Genomic DNA, 17,271 nt, shown 5'->3' with positions numbered 1-17,271 from the left:
CTCTCATCTTTCGCTAATGCGTTCCAGGAAGTGGCGCGAATACGCCGGGTTGAGTTCGTCGACGTTGAGCAGCATCAGGACATCGCCGACGCCGAAATCCGGGTCGCGGCAGGGTTCGCCGCAGGCCTTGGCGCCGAGCCGGATGTAGGCGCGCAGCAGTGCCGGCAAGGGGGCGTCCAAGGTGTCGTCGGACGTCTGGCTGGTGAGCAGCGGTGCGCGCGGTGTCACCCGAAGGTGCTCGGGGCCCATCGCCTGGCGGCGTATCCGGTTCATGATGGCGGCTGCTTGAATGTCCCGCTCGCCGAGCGGCATGCTGGCACAGCCGAATAGATAGTCGAACCCATGCAGGTGGATGAATCCGGCTAGGCCGGACCAGAGCACCGCGATGGCGGAGCCCTGTCTGAACTCGGGTGCGATACAGGTGCGGCCGACTTCGAGCAGGCGTCCTTGGAGCGCCTTGATGGGCTCAAGGTCGAACTCGCTCTCGGAGTAGAAGCGCCCGAGCCGCTTGGCCTCGCTATCGGTCAGAATGCGCGTGCAGCCGACCACCCGTCCGGTTTTGGTCTCGCGGACCAGGAGATGCTTGCAGTAATCGTCGAATGCGTCGATGTCGAGCTGGGCGGCGCCTTTGAGCTTGGCGCCCATTTCTTCGCCGAAGACCCGATAACGCAGGGCCTGCGCCTCGCGTACCTCGTGTTCGGACGTAGCGAGCTCGACGAAAAGTCGCTCACCGCGTGGGGCGACCTGGGCAGAAGCAGACACGGCCATTGAAAACCCTCGACAGTTGTTCGGCAAGTAGAGGGTTATGATATTTTGCGACTATTTCAGCTTGATGTGGGCGGCATGACGGGCTGGTGAAGACGTGCGGACGGGTTGGCTGGCACTGTGCGCCGCCCCGGTCCCGGATACGGCCGGTGTGCGGCACGGGCTCAGTCGCGCAGCGAGATGATGGGCCAGCCGCGTGAGGCGGCGGTCTCGCGCAGGCGGGGGTCGGGGTCCACCGCGACGGGGTGCGTCACACGCTCCAGCAGCGGCAGATCGTTGTGCGAGTCGCTATAGAAGGTGCTGCCGTCGAGGTCCAGGTGCTGGTCTTGCAGCCAGGCCTCCAGTCGGATCACCTTGCCTTCGCGGAAGGCCGGCGTCCCCTCGACTTCGCCGCTGTACTGTCCCCCGACCTCGGCCGGATCCGTCGCGATCAGGTGTGGCACGCCGAATCGTTCGGCGATCGGTGCCGTGACGAAGGCATTGGTGGCGGTGATGATGAGGAGCGTGTCGCCGGCATTGCGGTGGCGGGCGATGAGCGTCCGGGCCGATTCCAGCATGATGGGCTCGACCTGCTCGGCAATGAATTCCTCGCGCAGCCTCTCCATTGTCTCCCTGGGGTTGTCGCGTAGCGGCCGGAGCGAAAAGCGCAGAAATGCGTCGATATCCAGGGTGCCGGCCCGATAATCGGCGTAGAAGCGCTCGTTCTCGCGCTCGTAGTGTGCGCCGTCGACGATCCCTCGCGCGGCGAGAAAGCATCCCCATAGATGGTCGGAGTCGCCAGCGAGTAGGGTGTTGTCGAGATCGAAGAGTGCGAGAGCCATACGCAGGTGCGTCCTGGGGGTTGCCTGTGCGAGGGTGGTGGAAAGTGCAATCCGACGGGTATCATGCAGCGATACTCGGTCGATGCGTGGCGATACTCGCGGATTTGCTGGCGCGTTTCAAGGGACTGGGCCGCGTGGATGCTGATCCCGGGGCTCGATTTCGAGCGCCGCTTCAACCTGTGCGGACAAGCCGTTGATTGGCAATCGCTTAGTGGATCTGTTTGCTTGCCGCAGATGCGTCGGATATGGAAGAATTGGTCCGAAAGCGCCAACTGGATGAGACCCTTTGATCGACCACGACGGCTTCAGACCAAACGTCGGTATCATCCTGAGCAATCAGGATCGCCGCCTATTCTGGGGACGCCGCGTTGGCCAGAACGCATGGCAGTTCCCTCAGGGAGGCATCAATCCGAACGAGACTCCAGAGGAGGCCATGTTCCGCGAGCTCGAAGAGGAGGTCGGTTTGCAGGAGCAGCAGGTCACCATTCTCGGTTTCACGCGCGGTTGGCTCCGTTACCACCTTCCCAAACGCTACATCCGCCGCCATTGCGGTCCGACCTGCATCGGTCAGAAGCAGATCTGGTTCATGTTGCGGGTGAACTGTGGCGAAGAGGCGTTCTGTCTCGACCATACCGATAAGCCCGAGTTCGACGCCTGGCGCTGGGTCCGATACTGGCAGCCCTTGAACGAGGTCGTCTATTTCAAGCGCCATGTGTATCTGCAGGCGCTTGAGGAGTTGGCGCCGACCCTCTATCCGGATGGAGCTCCCCTGCGAGAGAGTCACTATGCGGGTGGGGCGAGGCTCCTGCGGCAGCGCTGTCCGTAGATGGCATCGGATCCTGACATCGGATCTCGGCTTGGGCGCCAGGGGGCATTGGTCCCCGCTTCGGCGCTTCTGCCGATCGGTCATCGACCTCGCCCTATTGCGGCGGCCTTTTTTCATCTCAGCTGAATTCAGGCAAGAGTTTGTCCGATCCCTCACCAAGCCAACAGGCTACACCCCATCAGCCGGCTCCACCGAGCATGTTGGAGTCGCTCCGGCGTATCGTGCAGGAGGTCAACAACGCCCCCGATCTCCAGTTGGCGCTCGACATCATCGTGCGGCGCGTCAAACAGGCGGTGGGCGCCGATGTCTGCTCGGTCTATCTCAACGATTTCGAGAATCACCGCCACGTTTTGCAAGCGAGCGAGGGACTGCGTCCGGATGCCGTCGGGCGCGTGCGTCTCGAATTGGGGCGCGGTTTGATCGGTCTGGTCAGCGAACGGGCCGAGCCTATCAATCTGGACGACGCAGCCAATCATCCGCGCTACGAATGCATCATCGACACGGGCGAGGAGCGCTATCACGGTTTCCTCGGTGCGCCCATCATCCAGAACCGCAAGGTGCTGGGCGTGTTGGTCCTGCGTCAGCGTCGTCGACGTCATTTCGGGGAGGACGAGGTCACCTTCGTCATGACCCTCGCCTCGCAGCTGGCCGGTGCCATCACCTTTGCGCGCACCAGCGGCGAACTCGCCCGTCTCCAAGACGACGGTATCCCGCAGCGCTTCCTTCCCGGGCTGGCCGCCTCGTCCGGAATCGGTATCGGCGAGGCCGTGGTGGTCTATCCCCCAGCCGATCTGAATGCGGTGCCGGATCGCCGTCCCGACGACCCCGAGGTCGAGGTGCATGAGTTCCGCCGCGCGGTAGGGGATGTCATCCAGGATCTGGAGCGCTTCGCGGCGCGTACCCAGAATCATCTGCGCGCCGAGGACATGGCCCTGTTCGACGCCTGGCGTCTGATGCTCGAAAGCGACACCCTGATCGATGGGACGCTGTCGCGGATCCGCGCCGGCAATTGGGCGCCTGGCGCCCTGCGCGAGACGATCACCGAGCACGCCCGCGTCTTTGACAACATGGACGATGCCTATCTGCGCGAGCGTGCCTCGGACGTGCGGGATCTGGGACGCTGCATCCTGATGCATCTACAGAATCAGGCGGCCGGTCCGGTCGAGTACGCGCCCCGGACGATCCTGGTCGGTGAGGAGATCAGTGCGATGCAGATCGCCGACGTTCCTCGCGAGCGTTTGGTCGGCATCGTCTCGACGACGGGTTCGGGTGCCTCGCACGTCGGTATTCTGGCTCGGGGCATGGGTATTCCGGCCGCCATGGGCGTTTCGGATCTGCCGGTCAGCCGGATCGAGGGGCGCGAGATGGTGGTCGACGGCTACCGTGGGCGCGTCTACGTCTCACCGGGACCGGCGGTGCGCTCCGAGTACCAGCGGCTCGCCGAGGACGACGCCGCGCTGACGAGCGAGCTGCAGACCCTTCGACACCTGCCGGCCGAGACCACCGATGGTTATCTGGTGCCGCTCTATCTGAACACCGGTCTGGTGTCGGAGGCGCGTCCGCTGGGGATCGAGGAGTCGGCTGGCGTCGGCCTCTATCGCACCGAGCTTCCCTTCATCGTGCGCGACAGCTTCCCGGGCGAGGGAGCCCAGATGGCGAACTATCGCCAAGTCTTGGAACTGTTCGCGCCGCGTCCGGTGACCATTCGCACCCTGGACATCGGTGGCGACAAGCCGCTGCCCTATTTCCCGATGCAGGAGGCCAATCCCTTTTTGGGCTGGCGCGGTATCCGCATCACGCTCGATCAGCCAGAAATCTTCCTCACCCAGGTGCGGGCCATCCTGCGCGCGGCGATCGGGCTCGACAATCTGCGTTTGCTCTTGCCCATGGTCAGCACGGTCGGCGAGGTGGACGATGCCCTTCTGCTGATTCGCCGAGCCCATGACGAGCTGTTGGAGGAGGGCTATCAGGTCAAGATGCCGCCGATCGGTGTCATGATCGAGGTGCCCGCTGCCGTCTATCAGACCGAGGCCCTGGCTCGGCGCGTCGATTTCCTCTCGGTCGGGACCAATGATCTGACCCAGTATCTGCTGGCCGTCGATCGCAACAACCCCCACGTCGCCAAGCTCTACAACGAATACCATCCGGCGGTTCTGCGCGCGCTACTGCAGATCCTGACCGGGGCCAAGCTGCATGGGCGCGAGGTGAGCGTCTGTGGAGAGATGGCTGGCGATCCCCTAGCGATCTTCCTGCTGCTCGGTATGGGCGTGCACAGCCTGAGCATGGGGGCGGGCAGTCTGCTGCGGGTCAAACGGGTTATTCGCAGTATCAGCCGGGCGCGGGCGCGTGAGGTTCTGAAGGTCGCGCTCGAGTGCGAGGATGCCGGCGCGGTGCGCCGGCTGCTCCTGGATGCGCTGGATGGCGTCGGGCTTGGCGCCTTGGTGCGGCCCGGCAAGTAACCGGCGAAGAAGCGCTCGGCTCCCTGGTCGGGCTTCAGTGTATCAGGGTGATGGAAAGCCCTTGCCGGGATTCAGGATGCCGGCCGGGTCGAAGCAGCGTTTGATATCCGCCATGAGCGCGAGCGCCGTCGGGCCAAGCTCCTGACCGACGAAGTCGCGCTTCTCGATTCCGACGCCGTGCTCACCGGATAGGGTTCCGTTCAGACGCAGAACCAGGGCGAAGACCGAGTCCAGACACTCGGCGGCCCTGGCGACCTCGTCCGGGTCGTCCGGGTCGATCAATAGATTGACATGGATGTTGCCGTTTCCTGCATGGCCGAAGTTGACGATACGGATGCCGGTGGTCTGCGAGAGCCGTTCGAGTCCTTCGATGAACTCGCCCATGCGCGAGACCGGGACTACGACGTCTTCATTGATCTTCTTGGGTGCAATGTGACGCAGCGTCGGCGATAGCGCCTTGCGCGTCTTCCACAAGGCTGCAATCTCCTCCTTGCTCTCGGCGCGTCGCAGTTCCAGCAAGCCTGCGTTACGGGCGGCGGCACTGACCGCCGACACGGACTCCTCGATGCAGGCTGCCGATCCGTCCAGTTCGATCATGAGCGCCGCGCCGGCCCCGTCCGGTAGGTCGAACTCGGCGTAGTGACGGACGGTCGCGATGGCGGAGGCATCCATGAACTCCAGCGCGCAGGGGATGACCGGCTGGGCCATGATGGCCGAGACGGCAGCCGCTGCGGTATGGATATCTGTATAGGTCGCGCGGAGCGTGCGCTTGGTCTCGGGCAAGGGGGTCAGCTTGAGCGTGGCCTCGGTGATGATAGCGAGGGTGCCTTCCGAGCCGACGATGAGACGGGTCAGGTCGTAACCGACGACGCCTTTGGTGGTCATGACGCCGGTGCGTAGCGTCTCGCCCCGTCCGGTCACTACCCTCAGTCCCAGGGTGCTTTCGCGGGCAGTGCCGTATTTCACCGCCCTCGGGCCGGCCGAGTTGTAGGCGAGGTTGCCGCCGATGGTGCAGGTCGCCGCGCTCGTGGGATCGGGCGGCCAGAAGAATCCCAGATCGCCGACCGCCTGCTGTAACTGGGCGTTGAGTACGCCAGGTTGGACGATCGCCAGTCGGTCCTCGGGGATAATTCGAAGAATGCGGTCCATGCGCTCCAGTGAGAGCACGACGCCGCCTCGGTCGGGAACTGTGGCACCGGTCGTTCCGGTTCCTCGGCCGCGGGCGGTCAGCGGCACGCCCGCGTCACGACAGAGCCCCACCAGATGGACGATCTGCTCCTCGTCCGAGGCAAAGACCACGGCCTGAGGTAGGGCGTGGCGGCGGCTGTTGTCGTAGCCGTAGGCCCAGCAGTCGGCCGGATCCGTGAGCAGGTGCCCGTCGCCCGCGATGCGTGCCAGTGCTCGACGAAATCCCTCCGAAAGGTCCGGGATGGCGAGTGGGGCGGGGTTATTTGTATTCAAAGAGTTTGACCACACGCTCGACGCCTGGGACATAGCGGACCTTTTCGGTTGCGGCATCCGCTTCTTCCGGGCTGACGAGTCCAAGCAGATAGACGACACGGTTCTCGGTTACCACCTTGATCCGTGTCGGGTTGAAACCGGGTAGATTCACGCCGGTCAGGGTCAGCTTGGCGCGGGAGGTGATGTAAAGATCCTCTGACTCCTGGGTCAGGCTGATGTTGGGACCGATGCTGATCTCGTCGATCACCCGTTTGACTCTGGGAATCTGGCTGACGACCTGGGTCGCATGATGGGCGACCTTCTCTGATTCCGCCTGGCCGGTCAGAAGAACGCTTTGATTGTAGCTGGTGACCGAGATGCCCGAATGGCCCTCGATCTGTGTGTCCTGCTGCAAGGCATGGGTCGCCGTCAGCTCGATCTCCTGGTCTGCGATGAAGGTCAGGTGGTCGCGTCTATCGTAGAGCGCCGATGCGCCGACGGCGGCCCCTCCGACGATCACTGCGCCGCAACCGCCGAGCGAGGTGGCGACGAGCGCCATCGCCAAGGCGATGGCGACCCTTGGGGCGTGTTTTGGTCGGGCTCGGTGCATCGAGATGTTGGAAGTCGTTGCGACCTCTACTGAGGGTCTAGCTCGATTCGACGGCGAAGGCATGTTGGATCCATTGGATGCGATTCTGGCCGTCGATGGCGATGACATCGAAGCGGCAAGGCAGGGTGCTGGGGTTGGTCTTTAGGTAGTGTCGGGCGGTCGTGATGAGGCGTTGCTGCTTGCGTCTGTCGACGGTCTCGGCCGGTGTGCCGAACTGGTTCGAACGGCGGAATCGTACCTCAACGAAGACGAGGACCGCACCATCGCGCATGACGAGATCGATCTCGCCATACCGGCAACGGTGATTGCGGGCCATCGTTTCGAGGCCCTGTCCGTTCAGAAAGGACTCGGCAAGCCGCTCGGCCTCGGCGCCGATTCCGCTCGTGTCCTTCGGTGATTTCATCAGGAGGTTCGGGCGTTCCCGTCGCTCAATCCGGTGTTTCGTCGGCGGGTCGCGGGCCTTGAGCGGTGAAGCGCGCGAGTGTGAGCTGCCGCTTGATTCGGCCCAGTGCGTCCATCGAGAGTCCGCCCGTTTGTCCTGGATAAAAGGCGCCGGGATTCTGCGATAGATCGGTGAGATGTGGCGTCAGCCGGTAGGCGTCGATCCCCATCGCATAGAGTCGCGCCAGCGGACCCGCCGCGTTCGTCGAGGTGCCCATGAGACGCTTCCGCGACAATGGGTCGTCGGCGTTCATGTCGAGCATCCAGGGGATGTCGACGAAATAGAGCCCGATCAGCGGCTTGTCGCGCACGGTGTCGAAACGTCCCGAGTAGACATGCGAGGTCGCGACCACCTTCAATCCGGCGGGCGCGAGCGACTGGATGTACGGATGGATGCGGCGCGCCGGCTCTGCGGTGGCGACCAGGAAGAGGAGGTCGGCGCTCGAATCCGCCATCAGCGTGCGCAGCGTCGCCTCGTAGCGCGGCCGCGTCGGGTTGTAGGTCGCCTGTCCGAGCAGGCTGCCCCCGAGATTGCGCCACTGACGTCGGAAGGCGGTGGCCATGCGGTTGCCCCAGGCGCCTTGCGGATAGAGGATGAGCGCGCGTCGCGAGCCCATGGTGAATGCGGTATTGGCGGCCTCGGTCGCCTCGTTCTCCGGCGACAGGGCGAATTGGAAGAGGTTTTCGGCGCGTCGGTCGCTGCGGGTCGCTTCGTTCAGTGCCAGTGTCGGGAGCGACAGGTGGCGTTTGCTCAGGAGTGCATCGACGGCGGGTTTCTCCAGTGGACCGATGACGTAATCGGCACCGGATTGGACCGCCTTGGCGTGAATCGCTGTCACGCGCGTCGCATTGGTGCTGTCCGCGAACTTGAGCGTTGGCGTCCGGTTGCGTGCATCCGCGCGCTTGGCGGCCTCGATGCCGTCTCTTACCGCCTTGGCCGCAGCGGCGAAACGACCGTTACGCGGCAGCATGACGCTGACCTGGTCGCCATCGGTATAGCCTCCGGTCAGCCTGTCGGCGTAGGCATGCCCTAAGTCGGGGAGTGCCGGATGTCCCGAATGCTTGTCTTTCCAGGTTCGATAGCTAGCTTCCAATCGTTCGGGAGAGGCGTTCGCACCCTTGAGTGCGAGCGCGGCTCCTGCCCAGCCTTTCATCGTTCCGCTACCGTTTCGGGTCAGCGTCTGCAATTGCGATTGGGGCAGCGATGCGAGCGCCGAGACGAGCGAGACCTGATTGGACAGGCGCGCGTTCTCGCCGTCGAGCACCCGGTCGAGCTGGGCCAGCGATTCGGCGGCTGCGATCGGCCGATCGGCGAGGCGTTGCGCGAAGGCTAGGGTGCCCAGTCGGCGCACCTGGAATGTCTTGGGGAGCGCGCGCGGCTGCATCCGTTCGAGATGTGCGATCGCCTCCTTTGGATGATCCGACAAGAGGGCGAGGTCCGCCTGTTCGAGCAGAAGCAATTGCTGTTGCAGGGGTGTCAGGGGGCTGGCGGAGAGCGTTGCGACCAGCTTTGCGGCTTCATTTGTCCGCCCGGCGGACAGATAGGCGTGGAGCGCCTTCAGCTGCAACTGGGCGCGTGCGGGTTGCGGCGCCTGGGTCGCGAGTTGCAGATAGGTTTCGGCCGCTTCTCGTTGTTTGCCTTGGTGCTCCGCAGTGGCTGCGCGCTCCAGGTCCGACTGAGCGACTGGAGCCAGGATCTGGGCCTCGTCGAAGGTCGGATTGACCGCGCAGGCGGTCAGAAGACCTGCGGCCAGAATGGCCGTCAACCAATAGGTGATGGACAGGGAGGTGCGGGCAACGCAATGCTTGGGCATGATTCCGTTCCGTTCGAAGGCTGTCAGGAGCGCAAGATGCAGCAATCTGGTGGGGTACTATACGTGGTCGCGACGCCGATCGGCAATCTCGCGGACATGACGGAGCGTGCACGCAAGGTCCTGACGGATGTGGATTTGATCGCCGCCGAGGATACGCGGCAAACCCTGCGCTTGCTCAATCATTTCGGGATTTCAGCGAACCTGATCGCCTGTCACGATCACAACGAGGCGAGCGTTTCGCGCCGTCTGCTGAGCGCGCTGGAGGATGGGCGGGATGTCGCCCTGGTGTCGGATGCGGGAACGCCGCTCATCAGCGACCCCGGTTACAGTCTGGTCTCGGCGGCTCGGGAGCAAGGTTTCGCCGTCGTTCCGATTCCGGGTCCGAGCGCCCTGATCTGCGCACTCTCTGCCGCAGGACTTCCCAGCGACCGTTTTCTCTTTCTCGGTTTCCCCCCGCGCTCAAGATCGCAGCGGCAGGCGTGGCTGAAGGACGTTGCCCGTGAGCCAGGAACCCTGATCCTCTACGAAAGCGGCAAGCGTACGGTGGCAACGCTCTCCGATATCGCCGAGACCCTGGGCGATGCGCGGCGCGTCGTTCTGGCCCGCGAGCTGACCAAGCGGTTCGAAACCTTTCTCTTTGGTTCGGCCGCCGAACTCATGCGTCGGGTCGATGAGGACGCGGAGCAGCAACTCGGTGAGTTGGTGATCCTGATCCAGGGACGGGGTGTTGGGGGTGACGCGGATGGATGCGAGGAGCAGGAACGGGTTCTTCGCGTCCTCGCTGAGTCGTTGCCTCTGAGTCAGGCGGCGGCGTTGGCCGCTCGACTGACCGGCGCCAAGAAGAATCCGCTCTATCGGTTGGGTCTTGAACTGGGGCTTGGCGGGGAGGGAGATTGACTCTCGCCTCGCAAAACACTCATTCCTTTCTTCGTTTGGCATCGAATTCGGGCGACGTCATGGTTGCGTAACCCATGTATAATGGTCGGCTTGAGAGTCAGCCAGGCAGCCGCTCCTTGCGTATGGAAGGGGAGGAAAGTCCGGGCTCCATAGGGCAGGGTGCCAGGTAACGCCTGGGGGGCGCGAGTCCACGGAAAGTGCCGCAGAAAAGATACCGCCAACCCCGCCTCGCGGCGGGCGGTAAGGGTGAAATGGTGCGGTAAGAGCGCACCGCGCTGGTGGCAACATCAGTGGCAGGGTAAACCCCACCCGGAGCAAGACCAAATAGGGGAACGCGCAGTTCACTCTGCAGCACGCGGCCCGCGTGTGTTCCCGGGTAGGTCGCTTGAGGCATGCGGTGACGCATGTCCCAGATGAATGGCTGTCCTCGACAGAACCCGGCTTATCGGCTGACTCTCTTCTCCTTCCTCCGCAGTCATTTCCCTCCCCTCGCTTCACCGCATGCCATCGAAGTCCATCTGCGACTTGGTCTCGCTGGTTCGCTCATAACTTGAGCTTTCTTTCCCATATCCTTGAAAAGTAGACGCTTTGCCGAAGTTGTCATGTCTGCATAACTTCCGCCTCTAAGTTGCTGACTGTCAAGAATAAAGGTCAGTGGTTTCTTGACGATGTCCAGGGGCACCTCTAACATGGTCGGCAAGTGGGAGTGCGTGGGGTTGAGTGGGTAGTCGGGGGGGGAAAACCACCAGGCGGCGACTGGCCAGGGGGATGCCGGTGTTTCGGGGGGTTTCCATCGTCAATCTGGATGCCAAGGGGCGTCTCGCGATTCCGTCCAAGCATCGTGAGCGTTTGCAGGAGGCCTGCGGTTCGCATCTGGTCATCACGGTAGACCGCGACCGTTGTCTTCTCCTCTATCCAGAGCCCGAATGGGAAATCATCGAGCGCAAGTTCGCCGCGCTCCCCGCGCTTGATCCCACAGCACGTTCTCTCCAGCGTCTGTATGTCGGAAACGCACAGGATGTGGACGTTGACGCCCAAGGTCGAATTCTGATTCCCCAGTATCTCCGCGATTTCGCCACTCTGGATAAGCGGGTCGCTTTCGTGGGGCAAGGCATCAAATTCGAACTCTGGGACGAAGACGCCTGGACGACGCGAAACGAAGCGGCATTGAACGATGCGGCGATCGGCGACTTGGCCCAGGCGAACGGGCTCGGCTCACTGACGCTTTAGGTTCGATGCGGCGCAATTGTTAGCCCACTTGAAACTCAATAATGACCGACGTGCTTCGCAACGATTTGTCTGGCGATCTTCCGCTGCATCTGCCAGTCCTGCTGGAGGAAAGCGTGTCCGCCCTGGTTTGGAATCCGGATGGCGTCTATATCGATTGCACCTTTGGTCGGGGTGGGCACAGTCGTGCCGTTCTTGCTCGACTCGGTCGTGCCGGTCGCCTGATCGGGATCGATCGCGATCCGGAGGCCGTCGCCGAGGGCAAATTGCTGGCCGCGCGGGATCCGCGCTTCAGCATCCACCATGGCCGCTTCTCCTCCATCGGCGAGGTCGCGCGTCAGGCCGGTGTTGCGGGCAAGCTGAGCGGAATCCTCTTGGACCTCGGTGTGTCCTCGCCGCAGCTGGATTCGCCTGAACGCGGTTTCAGCTTTGGCGCGGATGGTCCGCTCGATATGCGCATGGATCCCGAGCGAGGGTTGTCCGCAGCCGATTGGCTCGCTAGGGCGGACGAGTCTGAAATCGCCAGCGTGCTCCATGAATTGGGCGAGGAGCGTTTTTCCAGGCGGATCGCGCGCGCCATCGTCACGACGCGTGCTGAGACGCCCATCCTCTCGACCAGCCAGCTCGCCGATCTGGTCGCCCGCAGCGTGCGCACCCGTGAACCGGGAAAACACCCGGCGACCCGGACCTTCCAGGCGCTGCGCATTCGCGTCAACGAGGAGCTGGACGAGGTGCGTCTCTGCCTCGATCAGGTCTGTGACCTTCTCGCGGTTGCCGGACACTTGGTCGTCATCAGTTTCCATTCGCTGGAGGATCGGATCGTCAAGCGTTTCATCCGCGATGAGTCACGCGGTCCTCAACTGCCCAAGGGTTTGCCGGTCCAGGCGGTCGCAACTCGGGGGCGTCTGTGCGCGGTCGGTAAGCAGATTCGTTCCAGCGATGAGGAGGTGGCTGCGAATCCGCGCGCCCGAAGCGCCGTGATGCGCATCGCCGAGCGTCTGTCATGAGCCGCAACGGTGTCGTCATGCTCGCGCTACTCACGCTGGTGGTGATCCTTTCTGCGGTCGAGGTGGTGCACGTCAAGTATCTGACGAGGATCCAATTCGCCCATTTGCAGGACCTGCGAGCACAGCGCGACGCGATCGATGTGGAGTGGAACCGGCTGCGCCTCGAAGAGGCGGCGTTGTCCACGCATGCACGCGTCGAAAGTAAGGCGCATCAGCAGCTGGGAATGTTCACTCCTCGCTTGAGCGATGTACTTCTGATCGAGGGGGCGGGTCATGGCCAGCCGTAATCGCCGCACGCGGCGGACCGCGCCGACACCCAAGGCAAAGCCGAATCTGCGACTGCGCCGTCAGTTGCTCGTGGGGGCGCTGTCGGTTGCCTTCGTCGTGCTGGCGGGGGCCGTGTTCTTCCGTCAGGTCATCGAAACGGATTTCCTGCGCACCGAGGGCGAGCGGCGTTATCTGCGTGACGGCGAGATCGCTGCGCGTCGCGGCATGATCACCGATCGCAACGCCGAGCCGCTGGCCGTGAGCACGCCGGTCGAGACGGTATGGGCGGAGCCGCGCAAGCTCGTTCTGAATCTGGATGCGATCGGGCCGCTCGCCACAGCGCTCAAGCTCGACGCAGCCGGTCTGCGTCAGAAGATCCTCGACAATCGCGAGCGCGGTTTCCTCTACATCAAACGCCGGATCTCCTTCGGCGAGGCGCGCGCCGTCCGTGAAGCGATCGCGGAACATGATATCGAGGGTGTCGATTTCGAGACCGAGTATCGGCGCTTCTACCCGGGGGCCGAGGTCTTCGGGCACGTCATCGGCTTCACCAATATCGAGGACCGAGGACAGGAGGGGCTGGAACTCGAATACGACGACCAGCTCAAGGCCGTTCCGGGGCTGCATCGGGTCATTCGCGACGGGCGTCATCGCATCGTCCAAGAGGTCGAGCAGATTCGTCCCCCGCATCCCGGCAAGGATCTGGAGCTGAGTCTCGATCGCCGGCTGCAGTTTCTCGCCTATCGCGAGCTCCTGAAGGCGGTGAAAGAGAACAAGGCCAAGGGCGGTACCGCCGTGGTGTTGGACGTGGCTACTGGCGAGGTGTTGGCCATGGTCAACCAGCCTGGCTACAACCCCAATGGCGATCGTGACGGCAGCAGCGACCGTCGACGCAACCGCGCCGTGACCGACGTCATGGAGCCGGGTTCGACCGTCAAGCCCCTGGTGGTCGCGGCCGCGCTGGAGAAGGGGCTGGTCGCGCCGACGACCCGGATCGCGACCGGCCCGGGATTCCTGCGGGTGGGCCGCAACCTGGTCAAGGACGTGCACAACTACGGGACGCTCGACGTAACGGGCGTCATCACCAAATCGAGCAATGTCGGAGCGGTCAAGATCGCCCAGATGATGGACTATGCGGGCCTCTGGAACATGTATCGCGAGGTCGGGTTCGGTCAGCCGACGGGCGTCGGTTTTCCGGGCGAGATCCGAGGCAGCCTCCGCCACTACTCTCAATGGCGGCCCTTCGAGCATGCGACCATGGCGTTCGGCTATAGCCTCTCTGTGACGGCATTGCAGCTCGCCCAGGCCTATGGCGTGCTGGCCGCCGATGGTATCAAGCGTCCGGTGACCCTGCTGAAGCGGGATCCGAGCGATCCGATCGAGGGCGAGACACGGGTCCTGAGCGTGGAGACCGCGCGCAAGGTGCGGGCCATGATGGAGACCGTGGTCTCGGACAAGGGCACCGCCAAGCGCGCCGAGATTCCCGGCTACCGCGTCGGTGGCAAGACGGGGACGGCCAAGAAGGCCGGTTCCCGAGGCTATGGTGGCCATCGCTATCAGGCGGTCTTCGCCGGCTTCGTGCCCGCAGGCAAGCCTCGGCTCGTCATGGTGGTGATGGTCGACGAGCCGGGTGGCAAGTCCTATTACGGTGGCCTCGTGGCAGCGCCCGTCTTTCAGCGGGTGATGGAAGGGGCCTTGCGTCTGTTCAATGTGCCGCCCGACGACCCTGCGTCCTCCATGCTGCTCGCTCGCAAGGAGGTGGCGCCATGATGGCATTGGCGCAGCCCGGTTACGTCTGGCGTCTCGGCGATCTGATCGGGGGACTTTTCGATCTGCCGCCCGAGTCGGAGTCGGCCTTGGACCTTCGGGTCTCGGGGCTTGCCCTGGACAGCCGAACGCTGATTCCAGGCGCGCTGTTTCTCGCCTGTCAGGGACGTTGCGTTCATGCGCTCTCCTTCGCCGACGAGGCGCGCCGACGTGGTGCGATCGCGATTCTCGCCGAATCCACCGACGAGTGGCCGGTCGAGGTGATGCGTCATCTGGAGGGGCGTCTCGGTCTGCCGGTGATCCCTGTCGCGGCCCTGTCCTCGCGTCTCGCCGCCATCGCCGACCGATTCCATGGCACCCCCAGCGCGCGTCTTGAGGTCTTTGGCATCGCTGGGGCGAGCGGCAAGACGAGTCTCGGTCATCTGCTGGCTCAGGCGTGTTCGGCCGAGTTCTCCTGTGCACTGATCGGGTCGATCGGAAACGGTTTTCCCGGGGATCTGCATGTCGGGCCGAGCGCGACATCGGATCCGCTCACTCTGCAATGGACGCTGGAGGACCTGCGTTCGCGCGGTGCTCGGGGTATTACTCTGGAGATGCCCAGCCATGCGCCTGCGCGTTCCTCCTTGTCGGCGGTGCGTGTCTCGCATGCCCTCTTTACCAACCTGGATCGGAACCAACGCGTCGCGCATGACGGTGCCTCCGTCGAGGTCGAGGCCGTGCGCGCGCTGTTCGCGTCTCCCGGTTTGGCGTGGGCCGTGCTGAACCTCGACGATTCCTTGTCGGACGAGATTCTGGACAGCCTGGCCCCTGATGTTTCGGTTGCGGCCTACAGTCTGCGACCGGATGCCCATCCGCCGGGGCGCTGCGATCTCTGGCTCCAGGCCCGTGCGATCGAGACCCTGCCGCGCGGTCTGCGCATGCGTGTCCAGTGCACGGATGATTCTGGGCTGGAGGAGGCCGTGCTTGAGGTGGGCCTGCTCGGTCGTTTCAACGCCGCGAACCTTATGGCCGTGCTCGCCGTCCTGCGCTCGCGTGGTGGCTCACTCGATCGTGCGGTGCGCGAGGTTGCGCGCGTGCGTCCCGTGCCCGGCCGCATGGAGTGTTTCGGCACCGACTCCACGCCGCAGGTCGTGGTCGATGGCGCCAATACGCCGGAGGCGCTGGAGCGGGTGCTGTTGAATCTGCGCCTGCACGGTTATCGGCGGATCATCAGCGTCTTTGGCTGCGACGGCAGCCGTGATCGCGCCAAGCGCGCCCGCATGGGTGCCATCGCCGAGCAGCTGAGCGATCGCATCATCCTGACCGACGACAATCCGCGCCATGAATCGGGGGATGCCATCCTCGCCGATATTCTCGCCGGGCTGTCCGCTCCGGATGAGGTGAGACTGGAGCGTCAACGCGGCCTGGCCATTCGGCGGGCCATCGCCTTGGCGAGCACCGAGGACGCCGTGCTGGTTGCCGGCAAGGGGCATGAAATCATTCAGGATATGGGCGAGCTCAAGGTGCATTTCAGCGATCGCGCGCAGGTCGTCGAGGCCTTGCGCGAATGGCGGGAGGGGCACCACTGATGTGGACTCTCGCCGATGCCATCGCCCAGGCGGGCGGAACCCTCCAGGGAGAGGACCGATCCTTTACTAGTGTCGGCACGGATTCGCGTGCCGACTGCTCCGGGCAGCTATTCATCGCCTTGCGCGGCGATCGATTCGACGGACATCAATATGTCGAGGCCGCACAGCGCTCGGGCGCCGTGGCGGCGATGGTCGACCATCCGCTGCCGCTCGATCTGCCGCAATGGGTCGTGCCGGATACCCGTCTGGGCCTCGGTCGCCTGGCCGCCGCCTGGCGGGACCGTTTCACCGGACGGGTCGTCTCCATCACCGGGAGCAACGGCAAGACCACCGTCAAGGAAATGGTCGCGGCGATTCTTGAACGCGCCGGTCGGGTGCGGGCCACGCAGGGCAATCTGAACAACGATATCGGCATGCCCCTGACTCTGCTGCGGGCGCGTGACGAGGACTTTTTGGTTCTGGAGATGGGCGCCAATCATCACGGCGAGATCGGCTACATGACCGAGATCGCACGGCCCGATGTGGCGCTCATCACCAACGCCGGTCGTGCGCACCTGGAAGGATTCGGCAGTCTAGAGGGTGTCGCTCGGGCCAAAGGCGAGATCGCGCGCGGTCTGGCGTCCGGGGGCACCTTCGTGGTACCCGGCGACTCGCCCTTCACGCCGCTATGGCGCGAACTGGCCGAGGGACGCCGACTCTTCGCTTTCGGGATGGCGCCGGGCGCGGCCGATCTGTGCGCCGACCCGTCCTCCATTCGCGTCGCCTGGGACGCTGACGGATTTCGCACCGAGTTCGGCGCACTGCTGGGTTCGGTGCCGATCCCCATCCGGCTTCAGTTGGCGGGGCGGCACAATGTCCGCAATGCGTTGGCCGCCGCCTCGGTCGCCCTGGCGCTTGGCATCGACGAGACGGCCATTCGCGAAGGTCTGGCGTCCTTGTCCCCGGTCAAGGGGCGGCTCTGTCCGCACTCCTGCGGTGGTCTCTCGTTGATTGACGACACCTACAACGCCAATCCCGATTCGATCGCGGCTGCGATCGAGGTGCTGGTTGGGCTCGGCGGGCGCGGTTGGCTGGTGCTCGGCGATCTCGGCGAGTTGGGTCCCGAGGCCGAGCATCTGCATCGCGAACTGGGGCGCATGGCCTTGGCCGCTGGCGTCGAGCGTCTGGCGACCCTGGGGACCTTGACGGCCGGGGCCAGCGAGGCGTTCGGGTCGGGGGCACGGCATTTTTCGCAGCGGGAGTCGCTGGTCGACTTCCTGCGTTCGGAGCTAGGTCCGGATGATCGGGTCCTGGTCAAGGGTTCGCGCTTGGCGCGGATGGAATTGGTCGTAGAGGCGCTGTGCGCCGAGGTGGGGCGTTAGG

General features: G+C 64.1%; 15 protein-coding genes and 1 other RNA gene. 10 read left to right on the top strand and 6 right to left on the bottom strand.

Annotation, left to right across the window (positions count from 1 at the left end):
- Window positions 1-3: 3 nt before the first annotated feature.
- The gene (locus tag ACFSJC_RS07505; protein WP_386025309.1) at window positions 4-768 is read right to left on the bottom strand and encodes a GNAT family N-acetyltransferase; all 765 of its coding nucleotides are present in this window, start codon (window positions 766-768) and stop codon (window positions 4-6) included.
- A 161-nt stretch (window positions 769-929) separates the two neighbouring features.
- Window positions 930-1,586, bottom strand: a complete 657-nt coding sequence (locus ACFSJC_RS07500; RefSeq protein ID WP_386025307.1) for a histidinol-phosphatase — start codon at window positions 1,584-1,586, stop codon at window positions 930-932.
- A gap of 286 nt (window positions 1,587-1,872) precedes the next feature.
- Here ACFSJC_RS07500 and ACFSJC_RS07495 point away from each other — a divergent pair, with 286 nt between their 5' ends.
- Together ACFSJC_RS07495 and ptsP are read left to right on the top strand one after the other, a co-directional pair.
- Entirely contained in the window at window positions 1,873-2,412 is a 540-nt protein-coding gene (locus tag ACFSJC_RS07495) for an RNA pyrophosphohydrolase (RefSeq protein ID WP_007040366.1), read from the top strand.
- Between the two features lie 197 nt (window positions 2,413-2,609).
- Window positions 2,610-4,871, top strand: a complete 2,262-nt coding sequence (gene ptsP, locus ACFSJC_RS07490; RefSeq protein ID WP_386025305.1) for a phosphoenolpyruvate--protein phosphotransferase — start codon at window positions 2,610-2,612, stop codon at window positions 4,869-4,871.
- 42 nt (window positions 4,872-4,913) lie between these two features.
- On the opposite strand, the gene ACFSJC_RS07485 is transcribed toward ptsP, so the two are convergent.
- From ACFSJC_RS07485 to ACFSJC_RS07470, 4 genes are read right to left on the bottom strand one after another with little or no spacing between them, the layout of a single operon-like run.
- Window positions 4,914-6,365, bottom strand: a complete 1,452-nt coding sequence (locus ACFSJC_RS07485; RefSeq protein WP_386025303.1) for an FAD-binding oxidoreductase — start codon at window positions 6,363-6,365, stop codon at window positions 4,914-4,916.
- Window positions 6,319-6,921 (bottom strand): BON domain-containing protein, encoded by a 603-nt coding sequence (locus tag ACFSJC_RS07480; protein ID WP_386025301.1) that lies wholly within the window; start codon window positions 6,919-6,921, stop codon window positions 6,319-6,321. The genes ACFSJC_RS07485 and ACFSJC_RS07480 overlap by 47 nt, the downstream gene beginning before the upstream one ends.
- 37 nt (window positions 6,922-6,958) lie before the next feature.
- Window positions 6,959-7,324, bottom strand: a complete 366-nt coding sequence (locus ACFSJC_RS07475) for a YraN family protein (protein ID WP_386025299.1) — start codon at window positions 7,322-7,324, stop codon at window positions 6,959-6,961.
- 25 nt (window positions 7,325-7,349) lie between these two features.
- Complete coding sequence (locus ACFSJC_RS07470) at window positions 7,350-9,176, bottom strand: penicillin-binding protein activator (protein WP_386025297.1); 1,827 nt, start codon at window positions 9,174-9,176, stop codon at window positions 7,350-7,352.
- 36 nt (window positions 9,177-9,212) lie between these two features.
- Between ACFSJC_RS07470 and rsmI the strand changes: the two genes are divergently transcribed.
- The 8 genes from rsmI (at window position 9,213) to ACFSJC_RS07430 (ending at window position 17,270) form a co-directional block, all read left to right on the top strand.
- Entirely contained in the window at window positions 9,213-10,073 is an 861-nt protein-coding gene (gene rsmI, locus ACFSJC_RS07465) for a 16S rRNA (cytidine(1402)-2'-O)-methyltransferase (protein ID WP_386025295.1), read from the top strand.
- A 93-nt stretch (window positions 10,074-10,166) separates the two neighbouring features.
- Window positions 10,167-10,534: RNase P RNA component class A (rnpB, locus tag ACFSJC_RS07460), an RNA gene on the top strand.
- 313 nt (window positions 10,535-10,847) lie between these two features.
- Window positions 10,848-11,303, top strand: coding sequence for a division/cell wall cluster transcriptional repressor MraZ (gene mraZ / locus ACFSJC_RS07455; RefSeq protein WP_386025293.1), 456 nt, complete (start codon window positions 10,848-10,850; stop codon window positions 11,301-11,303).
- 65 nt (window positions 11,304-11,368) lie between these two features.
- Entirely contained in the window at window positions 11,369-12,307 is a 939-nt protein-coding gene (rsmH, locus tag ACFSJC_RS07450; RefSeq protein WP_386025362.1) for a 16S rRNA (cytosine(1402)-N(4))-methyltransferase RsmH, read from the top strand.
- Window positions 12,304-12,594: a cell division protein FtsL gene (gene ftsL, locus ACFSJC_RS07445; RefSeq protein ID WP_386025291.1), complete on the top strand. Its 291-nt coding sequence runs from the start codon at window positions 12,304-12,306 to the stop codon at window positions 12,592-12,594. Before rsmH ends, ftsL begins: the two co-directional genes overlap by 4 nt.
- Window positions 12,581-14,344: a peptidoglycan D,D-transpeptidase FtsI family protein gene (locus tag ACFSJC_RS07440; protein WP_386025289.1), complete on the top strand. Its 1,764-nt coding sequence runs from the start codon at window positions 12,581-12,583 to the stop codon at window positions 14,342-14,344. Before ftsL ends, ACFSJC_RS07440 begins: the two co-directional genes overlap by 14 nt.
- Window positions 14,341-15,909 (top strand): Mur ligase family protein, encoded by a 1,569-nt coding sequence (locus ACFSJC_RS07435; protein WP_386025288.1) that lies wholly within the window; start codon window positions 14,341-14,343, stop codon window positions 15,907-15,909. Before ACFSJC_RS07440 ends, ACFSJC_RS07435 begins: the two co-directional genes overlap by 4 nt.
- The gene (locus tag ACFSJC_RS07430) at window positions 15,909-17,270 is read left to right on the top strand and encodes a UDP-N-acetylmuramoyl-tripeptide--D-alanyl-D-alanine ligase (protein WP_386025286.1); all 1,362 of its coding nucleotides are present in this window, start codon (window positions 15,909-15,911) and stop codon (window positions 17,268-17,270) included. Before ACFSJC_RS07435 ends, ACFSJC_RS07430 begins: the two co-directional genes overlap by 1 nt.
- Window position 17,271: the final 1 nt, after the last annotated feature.

Origin of the sequence: Thiorhodococcus fuscus, from assembly GCF_042682685.1 — a bacterium.
Classification (GTDB): Bacteria; Pseudomonadota; Gammaproteobacteria; order Chromatiales; family Chromatiaceae; genus Imhoffiella; species Imhoffiella fuscus.
The sequence above is the reverse complement of the archived record's forward strand: the minus strand, read 5'-3'. Positions and strand labels throughout refer to the sequence as shown.